The 13,214-nt window shown below is 37.1% G+C and carries 14 protein-coding genes; 9 read left to right on the top strand and 5 right to left on the bottom strand.

Annotation, left to right across the window (positions count from 1 at the left end; all coding sequences use genetic code 11):
* Positions 1-344: 344 nt before the first annotated feature.
* From ACIQ2D_RS09390 to ACIQ2D_RS09380, 3 genes are all read left to right on the top strand, one after another.
* On the top strand, positions 345-1,082 hold the full coding sequence (locus tag ACIQ2D_RS09390) for an urease accessory protein UreH domain-containing protein (RefSeq protein WP_402862856.1): 738 nt from the start codon (positions 345-347) through the stop codon (positions 1,080-1,082).
* 73 nt (positions 1,083-1,155) lie between these two features.
* Positions 1,156-1,866, top strand: a complete 711-nt coding sequence (locus tag ACIQ2D_RS09385; RefSeq protein ID WP_402862853.1) for a cytochrome c biogenesis CcdA family protein — start codon at positions 1,156-1,158, stop codon at positions 1,864-1,866.
* Between the two features lie 260 nt (positions 1,867-2,126).
* Positions 2,127-3,629 carry a multicopper oxidase family protein gene (locus ACIQ2D_RS09380; protein ID WP_402862850.1) on the top strand — a complete coding sequence of 501 codons (1,503 nt, stop codon included), beginning with the start codon at positions 2,127-2,129 and terminating at the stop codon, positions 3,627-3,629.
* A gap of 212 nt (positions 3,630-3,841) precedes the next feature.
* Here the strand turns inward: ACIQ2D_RS09380 and ACIQ2D_RS09375 are convergent, their stop codons facing one another.
* Entirely contained in the window at positions 3,842-4,441 is a 600-nt protein-coding gene (locus ACIQ2D_RS09375) for a DUF2812 domain-containing protein (protein WP_402862847.1), read from the bottom strand.
* A complete protein-coding gene (locus ACIQ2D_RS09370; RefSeq protein ID WP_402862844.1) occupies positions 4,428-4,751 on the bottom strand; it encodes a PadR family transcriptional regulator in 324 nt (107 codons plus the stop codon). Before ACIQ2D_RS09370 ends, ACIQ2D_RS09375 begins: the two co-directional genes overlap by 14 nt.
* A gap of 627 nt (positions 4,752-5,378) precedes the next feature.
* Here ACIQ2D_RS09370 and ACIQ2D_RS09365 point away from each other — a divergent pair.
* The 6 genes from ACIQ2D_RS09365 to ACIQ2D_RS09340 are packed head-to-tail and all read left to right on the top strand — an operon-like array spanning position 5,379 to position 11,356.
* Positions 5,379-6,692 carry an NtaA/DmoA family FMN-dependent monooxygenase gene (locus ACIQ2D_RS09365; protein ID WP_402862841.1) on the top strand — a complete coding sequence of 438 codons (1,314 nt, stop codon included), beginning with the start codon at positions 5,379-5,381 and terminating at the stop codon, positions 6,690-6,692.
* The gene (locus tag ACIQ2D_RS09360) at positions 6,689-7,681 is read left to right on the top strand and encodes an ABC transporter substrate-binding protein (RefSeq protein ID WP_402862838.1); all 993 of its coding nucleotides are present in this window, start codon (positions 6,689-6,691) and stop codon (positions 7,679-7,681) included. The genes ACIQ2D_RS09365 and ACIQ2D_RS09360 overlap by 4 nt, the downstream gene beginning before the upstream one ends.
* A gap of 17 nt (positions 7,682-7,698) precedes the next feature.
* The gene (locus tag ACIQ2D_RS09355; protein WP_402863312.1) at positions 7,699-8,700 is read left to right on the top strand and encodes a FecCD family ABC transporter permease; all 1,002 of its coding nucleotides are present in this window, start codon (positions 7,699-7,701) and stop codon (positions 8,698-8,700) included.
* Positions 8,693-9,727, top strand: a complete 1,035-nt coding sequence (locus ACIQ2D_RS09350; protein ID WP_402862835.1) for a FecCD family ABC transporter permease — start codon at positions 8,693-8,695, stop codon at positions 9,725-9,727. Before ACIQ2D_RS09355 ends, ACIQ2D_RS09350 begins: the two co-directional genes overlap by 8 nt.
* A 19-nt stretch (positions 9,728-9,746) precedes the next feature.
* Positions 9,747-10,523, top strand: coding sequence for an alpha/beta hydrolase (locus ACIQ2D_RS09345; protein WP_402862832.1), 777 nt, complete (start codon positions 9,747-9,749; stop codon positions 10,521-10,523).
* 41 nt (positions 10,524-10,564) lie between these two features.
* Complete coding sequence (locus ACIQ2D_RS09340) at positions 10,565-11,356, top strand: ABC transporter ATP-binding protein (RefSeq protein WP_402862829.1); 792 nt, start codon at positions 10,565-10,567, stop codon at positions 11,354-11,356.
* A 130-nt stretch (positions 11,357-11,486) separates the two neighbouring features.
* Here ACIQ2D_RS09340 and ACIQ2D_RS09335 read toward each other — a convergent pair whose 3' ends face one another.
* Genes ACIQ2D_RS09335 through ACIQ2D_RS09325 form a run of 3 tightly spaced genes read right to left on the bottom strand, consistent with a single transcriptional unit; the run spans position 11,487 to position 12,570 of the window.
* Positions 11,487-11,834, bottom strand: a complete 348-nt coding sequence (locus tag ACIQ2D_RS09335) for a hypothetical protein (protein ID WP_402862826.1) — start codon at positions 11,832-11,834, stop codon at positions 11,487-11,489.
* A gap of 47 nt (positions 11,835-11,881) precedes the next feature.
* Positions 11,882-12,211 (bottom strand): fluoride efflux transporter CrcB, encoded by a 330-nt coding sequence (crcB, locus tag ACIQ2D_RS09330; RefSeq protein WP_402862823.1) that lies wholly within the window; start codon positions 12,209-12,211, stop codon positions 11,882-11,884.
* Complete coding sequence (locus ACIQ2D_RS09325; protein ID WP_402862820.1) at positions 12,208-12,570, bottom strand: fluoride efflux transporter FluC; 363 nt, start codon at positions 12,568-12,570, stop codon at positions 12,208-12,210. Before ACIQ2D_RS09325 ends, crcB begins: the two co-directional genes overlap by 4 nt.
* Positions 12,571-13,214 lie beyond the last annotated feature (644 nt).

The following is a 13,214-nucleotide window of genomic DNA, read 5'->3' as shown; positions in this document are numbered from 1 at the left end:
CAAGGTGACTCCTTAAAATGTATTCGAAACCAAGAAAACTACCGGATAAAGAATGAAAGGGAATTTAAGCTATTACAAGTTTATCAGGGTGATTAAATAATGAATAACATAATTTCTTATCAGCATATCTGCATACTTTCTTCATATTTATTGTTTATACTCATTTTCAGAAGAGAGGGAGTATGATGAAAAAAATGTCATATATTTTGGTTTATTAGTAGCAGTTATAGTAATAGCCACTAATAATCAACATATTTATCTGACGAAAGAGCAGGGGTTTTCCGGGAATCGACTTACTTCCAATTGAGTACTAACGAAATAAGAAAATAGAAGGTGTTTCAAAGATGTATAGTTTGATGTCAGAAATCAGTCAAATAATTAGCGAACCAGTAACTGTTTTTCTAAACTCCTTTGAACATTCTCCGATGATTGTTGCGTTGCTTCTCGGTTTGATAGGGGCTGTAGCACCGTGCCAACTGACCGGGAATATGAGCGCGATTACTTTTTATGGATCTCGTACGATTCAAATGAAGAGTAATTGGGGAGTGATTGTATCTTTTATTGCAGGGAAAGCTGTTGTCTATAGTTTAATTGGCTTGTTTGCATGGATGTTTGGTCAATCCTTTGAAACAAAAATGACCGAATATTTCCCGATTTTTCGGCAATTAATTGGTCCATTAATGATTTTGACGGGACTCGTACTGATTGGAATTCTAAAGCTTACATTTCTTAATCGATTAACAACGCATATTCCGCTCGTCCTAAAAGAAGGGAAATTAGGATCCTTTATGCTGGGGGCGAGCTTTGCATTAGCTTTTTGTCCCACTATGTTTGTTCTCTTTTTTGTCTGGCTTATGCCAACAGTCATGTCAACTTCTTATGGTTTAATCCTACCTGCAGTTTTCGGTCTCGCGACATCAGTGCCACTAATTATTTTGTTCGGTTTAATATGGTTCTTTGATGTGAAACGCTTAATTATGAAAAAAAGTATGAAAATAGGGAGAATTGTACAATTTATTGCTGGGATTATTCTTATACTGATAGGAGTTTTTGACACGATGACATATTGGGATTATGAATAATCATGTGTTAGGTAGCATCAGCTTAAAAAAGTTCGGATCGTTTGGTGCTATAGGGTAAAGGGAGTTGTATTATATGTTTTCAGATTTGAATCTTTTATTAGCATTTGGTGCGGGTTTTTTGAATTTTGCGTCACCATGTACGTTACCGTTATATCCAGCATTCATTTCGTATATTACGGGTATGTCATTAGATGAGTTAAAAGAAGGAAATACAAGGTCTAAGAAGATAGGAATGTTGCATACAATCTTTTTCCTACTAGGCTTTTCGATAATATTCATTTTCTTAGGTTATAGTTCGTCTTTAGTAGGGTCATTCTTTTATCAATATAAAGACTTACTCCGACAAGTGGGGGCAATTTTTATAGTCATCTTTGGATTAATGATTATCGGAATGTTCACACCAAAGTTCCTAATGAAAGAGAAAAAGTTGCAATTTAAAAATCGCCCAACAGGTTATTTTGGATCTTTTCTGATTGGTCTTGCATTTGCAGCTGGTTGGACCCCCTGTACTGGACCAATAACTGGCGCCGTATTTATGATGGCTTCTCAAAATCCTAGTTCTGGAATGCTGTATATGATTGCCTATGTATTAGGGTTTGCGTTACCATTCTTAGTGCTGTCGATCTTTATCACAAGGGTTACGTGGTTTCAAAAGAATAATCGTACCATTACAAAATTCGGTGGTTATATCATGATTGCATTTGGCGTTTTGCTCTTTTTTGATGGCTTGACGTACATAATTATCTGGATAAGTCCTCTTTTTGATGGCTTTACAGGGATATAATCATGTAGGGTTAGAAAATTTTTTTCAAAACAAAGTGTCGAAGTATTTTGTTGAATACTAGGATAGGGTATGGATTTTTTGAACAAAATAATAGATGAGAATGCACCAGCCGAAAATGTATTATTTTCCCTGTGTCAAAGGTCTTAAAACAAGAGATTTGAAAGTGTTGTAAATAGAAATGAAGAGTGCTTAAAGGGCACTCTATTTTTCACAATGTTTTATACCTATGGTGGGTATGTAAAAATAAGGAGGAAATAAATATGAAATCAAGAATATGGATTACGTCATTATTCGCGAGTATTTTAATTATCGGAGGTTGTAGTTCGAGTAAATCGGAACCAGATGACAACATGGATCATTCAAATATGTCACATGATGATATGAAAATGGAAGAAGCCGATAGCCAAACAGAAAATGGTCATATGAGCCATACGAACCCTTTAGCATTAACGGATTCTATTGGAGAAAATGAGCTTGCTCTTCCTGCATTACTTGAACCAGAAAAAGAAAAAGGAAATGTTTATAATATAGTGGCGCAAAAAGGGACAGTTGAATTTTTTGATGGCTATCAAACAGAGACCTTAGGATATAATGGTTCATTCTTAGGTCCAGTAATTCGTGTGAATAGAGGAGATACAGTGAAATTTAGAACGGTCAATGACTTATCAGAAGAAACGACATTTCATTGGCATGGGCTAGACTTACCCGGAGAAGGCGATGGAGGACCACACAAAAGTATTAAGCCTGGTAAATCAGAAATAGTGGAGTTTACAGTAGATCAACAAGCAGCCACATTGTGGTTCCATCCTCATCCTGAAGGGAAAACGTCAGAACAATTTTATAAAGGGTTGGCTGGTTTAATCTATGTCGAAGATGAAAACTCTAAAAATCTGGGTTTACCGAGTGACTATGGTGTGAACGATATACCATTGATTTTCCAAGATAGACAATTTGATGGTGGGAAACAATTGAATTATCAACGATTTAAAAATGATGACGGCACAATTGGCGATACATTATTAGTCAATGGCACACTAAATCCGAAACTAACGATTAGTAAAGAAAAAGTTCGACTACGTTTGTTAAACGGCTCAAATGCACGCAATTATACGTTCAAATTGAATACTGGAGACTCATTTGAACAAATAGCAACAGATGGAGGATTTCTGAACACACCCGAAACAATGAATGAAATTACTTTAACGCCTGGTGAACGTGCAGAAGTCATAGTGGATTTTTCAAAGTATGATGCAACAAGCAACGTTGCTTTGATCAATGAAGATAACACAATCCTTTTACCATTTAAAATCAATGAAGTAGGGACAGAAACAAGTGACATGCCACAAAATATGAATGACTTTGCTGTAACGGATGAAGAAAGAAGTTTACCTGTGTCAAAAAAATTAGAGCTTTTCGGTATGGGGAATATGGTTACAATTAATGGTAAACGATTTGATATGAATAGAATCGACTTCACACAAAAACAAAGTGAAACTGAGATTTGGGAAATTTATAATAAGCCAGATATGATGGGTGGCATGGTACATCCATTCCATATTCATGGTACACAGTTTAAAATCGTTTCAATAGATGGGAAAGAACCTCCAGTAAACGAACAAGGGTGGAAGGATACAATAGCTATTGAACCTGGGGAAACATTTAAATTAGCGATAAAATTTAATAATAAAGGTATCTATATGTACCATTGTCATATTCTTGAACATGAAGATAACGGTATGATGGGGCAAGTATTGGTAGAGTGAAAATTTTGGATGCCGCTGCCGAAATATTGTTAAACAAGTCTCCGAAAAGTAAAATTTACGGAGACTTGCTTACAATTGTGGAAAGGGAGCATTTTTTTATTGCAGAAATTGATGGAGTAAATATGGTTGTTTTTACGGTGGCAGGTTTCATTTAACTATTTTCGCATCATTAAATAATAGTATATAAATAAGATTGATTTATACTTGAATTGTTAAGCTGTTTTTTTAAACTCTTTCATGTGCTTCATATACGTTTTCATAAACACTATGCCACAAATGATTATAAACCAGGGAGTACTAAATCTTAAAAGTGCAAATGGTGTTTCAAATAAAAAATCAATAAAAAAATCTATACCTTCTTTGTCCCATAGACCAGGAGTAAAATAAGCTGATTTTAGACTGGTATATTGTAAAGTATTATCAAACAAGCATATGGTTAATATTATAAAAAAGAATGTAAAAGCACCGTAGTAATTGATTAGACGTTGCAAATAGGATTTTTCTGATACATTGTCTGAAAACAACTCATCTAGTCCATCGGTTGATTTGCACCAATATTGTGATGAAGACAAACGTGATCCTCCTATATGTTGCCAACCATAGTCCACATGTAATTGTGTATATTGCTGATACATCTCTGTCGACTTGAACGATTGGAAGTCAATGCGGATGACTTGTTCGGGGGATTTTGTTTTTTCAAAATAATATATCCCGAGTGTATTGACCTTCTGGCAAATCCATCCTTTTTGAATCATTTCATTTAACCATTTCTCTTCTTTTTGTACATCAATAAACATTCTAAACTTCCTCATTATACTCGCCTCCTTCATAAAGTGAGAGAATGTGGCTTAAACGTTCTTGTTCAATCCGTAATATTTCAAGTCCCTCGCTTGTTAGCCTATAAACTTTTCTTCTCGAATCATCAGTAGGTACGAGCACAATCCACTTGGATTTCAATAAGTTCTCAATTGCCCCATATAATGTACCTGCAGCTATTCGAACTTGCCCCTTACTCATAACTTCTACTTTCTGCATAATTGCGTAGCCATGTAACGGTTCTCTTAACGCCAACAGGATGTAATGCATTGTTTCAGTTAAGGGAAGTAACGTATGTCTTCTCATTTAACTATCCTCCTTACCATTCAACTATACAGTCAGGCTATATAGTTAGATTATATATAGTTTAACTATACATCTCAACTTTATAATGGTATTTATGGAAATTTTTTTAAATATTCCTCAATAAGTTAGCAACCAGAGATTTTTTTTATAAAAACTTGAATCAATATGATAATGAACTTTTAAAATAAACATTAAGAAACCGAAATTTCAATGATCTCTTAAAGAAATGAATGAAATAGCGCATTATGCAGTAGAACGTTGAAGTTAAGAAATCCGAACAACTATTGTGTTTGAGTGACTTACGGGCACCTTTTCATAAGATAACTGTTCGATGCGCGCTAGAAGGAAATAAAAAAGTAATAGTTACTAAACTCGAAATAATTATAGGGCGTCGAGGATAACTTTACACATTCCATTATTAAGACTAATTGACAATGATAATCATTCTCGGTATAATCCGATTGAGATATGTTCTGAATAGTGCGATATGTAAAAATGCTTTTTTTCGTAGATTACATATTTACTAGAGTAAATGGAGGGGAGGATTACAAGTCGAAGGATGAACATTTATCTCAAATGAGTTTATAAATAAAGATAGATTGCGGTGGTAATGAAAGGAATGTGAAAATGCAGAAAAGAAAGCGATTGTTAATTGGACTCACATTGGGCAGGCGTCAATCTAAAGTCACTGTTAATGACCGACAAATAGCGCTGGAAGAAGAGTATGCAAGCAGTATTCAAGAACAAGTTGAAATTGCTCAACAAGCGGAGCGTGCAAAATTAGATTTTTTGTTTAAGGCGGATTACATAGTGGCTCACCCTGCTTTTATGAAAAAAAGTAAAGGAATTGCTACAGATCCTACTTTATTATTCAGCATTATTAGTCAACATACAGAGAAAATTGGACTTGTCACAACAGCTTCTACCTCATTTGTTCCTCCTTACTTATTAGCAAGACAATTACAGTCGTTGCAATGGTTAAGTGCTGGAAGGGCAGGTTGGAATGTCGTGACCTCAATAGAAGGGTTTGAGAACTTTAACTATGAGGAGCGTCCAACATCGAAAGAACGTTATGAAAAAGCTGCCGAGTGCACGCAAGTTGTGAAGCGTTTATGGACGAGTTATCCTCACGAAAAATTCACGGGAGGTCCTTCTGAAAGGTCCGTAGAAGAATTGAATCACAGAGGTTCTCACTTCGCTGTAAAAGGTCCCTTAAATGTCATTTCTCACCCAAAAGGAATGCCTCCTATATTTCAAGCAGGTGCTTCTGATGAAGGAAGAGCGTTCGCTGCGGTGACTGCAGATGCCATTTTTGCTGCGACACCTGAATTATCGGTAGCCGTTGAATTAAGAGCGGATTTAAGGTGCCGTGCAGTAGCGGAAGGGCGTAAAGGTGATGATATACGTCTTTTACCTGGTTGTTATTTCTTTGTTGGAAAGACAAGAGAAGAAGCCGAAGAGATGCACCGTCAAGCCCATGCCCACATCACGATGGAACAAAAATATCATGCGGCAGAGGAACTACTACGTGTTTCTTTACGAGATTATGCTTTAACGGACGTTATTACTGAAGAATTCTTGCCTGCTCTCGATTCAACAATTCGCAGTCGCACACATAGTGAATTGTTATACCAATACATTGAAAAAACTCATCCGACTGTTGAAGAGATCTTGAATCGACCAGAAGTGATGAACTCCGCCCATTGGGTAGTCGTCGGAACTGCGGAAGATGTGGCAAAAGAGATCATTCGGTGGTACGAAGCGGAAGCGATAGATGGAATAATTGCAGTACCTGGTGGATCAGATAGTTCATTAACGTTATTTTTAGAGCAGGTTATACCACAACTTGCAGAGCACGGTTTGTTTCGAAAAGAATACACTGGTTCAACATTACGAGAACATTTAGGAATGGATAAACAATCCAAAGGAGAAGATGAATGATGAAAAAACGAATGAGTTTATTACTATTTGCATTAATGGCAATTTTAGTTCTTGTTGCATGTACAGATACAACCAAAGAAAAAGAAACTCCACAGGATGGAGAGAAGGAGACTAATGTTGAAAAAGAAAGTCAAACTGAAAATGGAATGAAAGAAATAACGTACTTAGGCAATACATACCAAGTGCCAGAAAACGTAGATCGTATCGTAATTGCAGGTACGATGGAAGCGATGGAAGATGCGACAGCTTTGAAAGTAGAGCCAGTAGGAGCTATTACTCTTGCAGGAGAGTTTCCAGAAATTTTTAAAGCAGCAATGGGAAAAGCAGAATCTATTGGTGAGAAGCAACAACCGAACTTTGAAAAAATCCTAGAATTACAACCAGATGTTATTTTAGGAACGACTAAATTCCCAGAAGAAGTGGTGCAAAAATTAGAAGAAATCGCGACTACGATTTTAGTGTCTCATATCTCATCAGATTGGCAAGATAACCTGATGCTAATGGCGCAATTAGGAGATAAAGAAGAAGAAGCAAAAGCGCTTTTAGCTCAGTACGATAAAGATCTCCAATCTGCTAAGACGACATTAGTGAAAGAATTTGAAGATGACACAGTAATGACGCTTCGTATTCGTGGTGGTCAAATGTTTGTTTATCCAGAAGATGTATTCTTCAACCCTTCTCTATACAATGAGCTTGGGCTAGACGTTCCAGAAGTAATCCAAAAAGCAAAAGCACAAGAAGCGATTTCTATTGAGCAATTAGCACAAGTCAATCCAGATTATCTCTTCATACAAGTTCAACAAACTGGAAACCAAGAAAATGAACAAGCTTTTGAAGAGTTGAAAAAGAATCCAATTATGCAAAATATCACAGCCTTCAAAAATGATCATGTCTACATAAATATTGTAGATTCATTGTTAGAAGGAGGCACAGTATTTAGTAAAATTGAATTTTTAAAAGCGTTAGAACAGGATGTATTAAAGAAATAGAGGGAAGCTAAATGAACATGATTCGACAGAATAAGATTTTGATAGCTCTCTTCCTATTGAGTTTATTTATTATTACAATTGCGTGTTCGACGATGTATGGTGCTACTAATTATTCTGTTTCTACGATTTGGAAAGCATTTGTTCATTTTGATCCGACGAACATGGATCACTTAATCATTCGCTCGTCAAGGATTCCTCGTGTGCTAGGTGCCTTATTAGTCGGAGCTTTCATCGCGATATCAGGGGCACTTATGCAAGGGATGACTAGGAACTACTTAGCTTCACCTGACATTATGGGAGTAACGGATGGTTCGGTCTTTATCATTACAATATCTATGATATTTTTACCGAATCTCCAACCTCTCACACTAATTTTCTTTTCTTTTGTAGGCTCAATTATAGGAGTAGCGTTCGTTTTTGGTATCGCCAAAATCATTCCAGGTGGACTGACTCCCATATCGCTCGTGATTATTGGAACAATTTTAGGGATGTTTCTAAACGGTATTTCTCAAGCTTTAGCTACTTACTTTCAAGTCTCTCAAAACATTAGCTTTTGGTATAATACGAGACTTCATCAAATTGACCCAGTCATGATTCAGTGGGCTGTGCCTTTCGCGATAATCGGGCTTGTTATTGCGCTATACGTTGCAAAGTCTGTTACTGCGATTTCACTAGGAGATGAGGTTGCACAAGGTTTAGGTATTAACATTGTAGTGATGAAAGTATTGACATTAGTGAGTGTTGCATTGTTGACAGGTGTATCCGTAGCTTTAGTTGGTAAAGTAACATTCATTGGTTTAGTGATTCCACATATTACTCGCTTTTTGATTGGAGAAGATTATAAGAGGATTATTCCATTCGCTGGCTTGTTCGGAGCACTATTTTTTGCATGGGCTGACGTACTAAGCCGCGCGATTAATCCACCTTTCGAAACACCAGTTGGCGTCATTACCGCACTCGTAGGCGTCCCTTATTTCCTTTATCTCATTCGAATAAAGGGAGGGAAGCAGCATGCTTAACCGGAAGCAAAATACTCGCTTTTTTATAGTGGGGAGTATCGGAATCGCTTTTGCGATACTTATTTTTTATTTCAGTTTAACAAGTGGTACGTACCCTTTGACAACGTCCGAAACATTTCGAACGTTATTTGGCATAGATCATATCTCTAATCATGAACTTGTTATTTTCGAGTTTAGGATGCCTAGAATTGTAATTGGTGCATTAGTCGGTTTAGCACTCGGAATAGTTGGAGCCATATTACAAGGTGTAACTAAAAATGATTTAGCTGATCCAGGGATTTTAGGTATCCAGTCTGCTGTAGGGCTCGCAGTGGTACTTTATATGTTCATCATTCAAGGCAATATTAAAGAAATGTCGAGTTTCGGTATTGTAGGGATGTCTGTATGGGGTTGGATTGGTGGAATGATGGCAGCGTCTTTACTCTTTGTGCTTTCAAGATACAGGGGAGAGCTTGATCCGAAACGTTTAATCTTAGTAGGAATTGCGTTGAATGCTGGCTTTGGTGCTCTTACTCTTTTTATTTCACTAAAGATGAACCCTCAAGACTTCGAGATGGCTACAGTATGGTTATCGGGTAGTATTTATAGTGCATCATGGCAACAAGTAATTTCTATGTTGCCGTGGATAATCTTTATCATTCCTTTATTAATTTGGAAAGCACCCATTCTCAATGTTTTACAGCTCCATGAGGTTGCGATTATCGGCTTAGGGGTTCGAACAAACCGAGAACGTATGATTTTATTAGTAGGGTCGGTTGGTTTAATTAGTGCAAGCGTTATCGTTTCTGGAAGTATATCATTTGTCGGATTACTTGCTCCACATATTACGAGAAGATTAGTTGGTATTCATCATCAACATATCATTCCGATTAGTGGGATTGTCGGTGTGATTCTTGTTTTAACAGGAGATTGGATCGGAAAGACGATATTTGCACCTGCAGAATTACCAGTCGGGATTGTCATTTCTATCATTGGAGTGCCGTATTTCATCTATTTATTAATCCGAAAAAGTCGCAAAGTGACATGATAAAGAATTGAGGTAAGTTATGAGTTATACACATGTAGTGAAAACAATGCGTCACCCTTTGTCGCAGACTGCATATCGAATTACAATAGCAATTCCTAAGAAGCAAGCACCGAGAGATGGATATCCAGTTCTTTACGTTCTGGACGGTAACGCTTATGGAGGCCTCTTTGAAAATATTGTGACAATGCAGTCACGCCGTACTGAAAAAACAGGGGTGCATTTGTCGGTAATTGTATCAATTGGATATGAGCAAGAAGAAGTCTTTAATTCTCTACGAGTATATGACTTCACACCGCAAAGTGAAGTTGTCAACTTACCAGAACATCCTTCTGGAAAGCCTTGGCCTAGTTCTGGAGGAGCGGAGCAGTTTTTAGAAATATTAAAAGAAGTGAAAGAAATCGTTCGACAAATGCTCGATGTCAATGATGAACAGCAACTTATTTTCGGGCATTCTTTAGGTGGTTTATTTCTCGTTCATACGCTCGTTCAAGAACCACAATTATTCTCACACTATTATATCTGTAGTCCGTCACTCTGGTGGAATCAAGAGCAAGTATTACAAGAAGCTTTGCATATCTCACAATTAGAATGTGCGATTTTCATAGCAGTGGAGCAAGAGTCAAAACATCAAATGTATGAAAATGCGTGGTCTTTATTTCGTCATTTGGAAACATTACCTTTACAATCGGTGCAATTTTATACATCACCAGATGAAAATCATATGTCAATCGTTCCAACGAGTATAAGTCAAGCATTACGATATTTAATGAATACAAAGTCTTTCTCGCCAGAGTAACAGAAGATAGAAGATAAACTTGAGAAGATGAGGTGAGAGAAATGATAGCTGTTGAACAGATTACGGTCGGTTATGGACCGACTATCGTCATAGAAGAATTAAGTGTCACGATTACGAAGGGGCAAATTACAACCATTATCGGACCAAATGGATGTGGCAAATCTACTTTACTCAAGACAATCGCTCGTATTTTAAAAGCGAGTCATGGTGCTGTCTTTATCGATCAACAAGCGATTCACGAGACAAGCACTAAAGAAATTGCGAAGAAGATGGCGATTTTACCCCAAACGGCTGAAGCACCTACAGGATTGACGGTGCGTGAGTTAATCACATATGGTCGATTTCCACATCAATCTAGTTTCGGGCGTTTGAAAGAAGACGATCTACGAGCGATTGATTGGGCTCTGGAAGCGACAAACTTAAGCGAATTTCAAGAGCGACCGATCGAAGCGTTGTCTGGAGGGCAGCGACAACGCGTTTGGATCGCGATGGCTCTCGCCCAAGATACCGATATATTAATTTTAGATGAGCCAACGACTTATCTAGACATGGCACATCAACTCGATGTTTTACAATTGTTGGAGCGGCTTAATCAAGAGCAAGGGAAGACAATTGTCATGGTATTACACGATTTAAATCATGCATCTCGTTTTTCTCACTATTTAATTGCAATGCGTGATGGCGCAATGATAACAGAAGGTACACCAGAACGAGTGATGACTTGCGAACATTTACAATGCATCTTTCAAATTCAAGCGATGTTAACGACTTGTCCCTTCAGCCAAAATCCGATTTGCTTATCATATGGAAAATTAGAGGAGAGCGTATCATGAATGATTGGTATGATGTGAAGATTATAGGAGAATGAAAATACAAAATACGATAACCACCGTACGTTAGGGGCAACAGGTGAAATTATAAAAAGAGGCGTCTTCCGATTTGACAGGAAGGCGCCTTTAACAATTAAAACATTTGCGGTAAATATTCATTCGTAAAGCGCTGATTTTTGCGAAGCCATATTTTTAAAATCATGCGATGGGTTAACAACCTATGTCGATTATTTGGTCGTGTTTTTGCCTCAATCAAACTTTTAAGTAAAATTTGTGTCTCTGTTGCAAAAAGCTCAGGGTTTACAAGTACATCTAGTTTATAGTCAATTAGGTTGGCAGCTTGAACAGAGGCGAGGAGTTTAGCAAATTGTGTACTCATTTCGGAATAGGCCTCTTCGAATTCTAAATCTATTAAAGTATGTAAGGTATGTGTGATTTCAGCTTCAAGTGCTTGTAGTTGATCAGTTGTTGGATGTGTCAAAAAATCACCTCATCTTAGTAGTGTAATAAGAGTTTAAATGTTAGGATCTATGCCATAAATAGGCCGAGTGCTGCACAAAGTATGCCGAGAATGACTGAGCTGAAAATATAAGTCACCGTGTTTAGCCACTGATGTTTTTCAAGTAACTGCAATACCTCAAAGCCAAATGTAGAAAAAGTTGTGTAGGCACCTAAAAATCCTATGCCTAAAAGTTGCCAAAGCCATTCAATTGGCTGTAATCCATATAAAAAACCAAGGGCAAAGGAGCCACTACAATTTATCATAAAAGTAGCCCACGGATACGAACTTACGATATATTTACCAATGCTAAATCGGATAAGGGCACCAAAAAAACCACCAATACCTACGAGTATCATTGTACTTGCCTCCTTGCAAAAAAGACACCTAAAATAGCAAAAAGAAGACCGCCTCCAACACTGCTAGCAATGTAGCTACCGGCAAGGAACCATTTACCTTGCTCAACTAATAATAGTGCATCCACTGTAAATGTAGAAAACGTCGTAAATGCTCCGAGAAAACCAGTCCCAATAGCAAGAATAACAGGTGTTCTCTTCGTATATTTTGTGAAAAGCCAAGCTAGGCAAAAGCAACCGATACTATTGATACATACCGTAGATAAAGGAAATCCATTTTCTTGAGGAATGATCTTACTAAATCCATAGCGGGTCATGGCTCCCAAAAAACCTCCCACCCCAACTGCGAAAAACTGCTTCATTTAAGAAACGTCCCTTCGTCAAAATAACTTATTTTTTGTTTCCTATCATAAAGCGGATTCAGCCAAAAAGCGATTAATAAATTAGTAAATAAAAATTATGTTCTTACCATCTTTAAATTCTTTGTGATTGCAACTAGTGATGTTGGCCACCATTTGATCGATCTTTACCCAGGTATCTATTAACAAAAAGAATTAGCTACGGCTATGACGCTAATCCCGCAATTAACGTTTTCAACGGATCATCCTGGCTCATCTATGCGGGCTATTCGTTTAGTGTTAGAGGTAACGGAATAAAATTAGAATTTAGTAATTTACCGATTTAAAGCGCTAATTATTTCCTGAAAAACGTAAAAAATAACAATTAGATTGTTGACATTTATTTCTAAGGTGTGATAATCTTCAAGAACACTATAACAAATTGTACAAAGGAGGGCATGACAATGATTACTTTACCAGCACATTTACAAAACACAGCTGCATACATTGTCCATGTCTAAAATTGTAAAAATTATTTTGCAATGAAGGGTATGGGCTACACCTTACCTTTTATAAGAGACACATGCTCTTTTCTAGGGGATGTGTCTCTTTTTTTATTGCCTAATTACACAGTTTGTAGTGAAAAAATAGGAAGAGGAGTGTATGTA

Origin of the sequence: Lysinibacillus sp. NPDC097287, from assembly GCF_044761695.1 — a bacterium.
Classification (GTDB): domain Bacteria; phylum Bacillota; class Bacilli; order Bacillales_A; family Planococcaceae; genus Lysinibacillus.
This window is presented reverse-complemented; position numbering and strand designations above follow the sequence as displayed.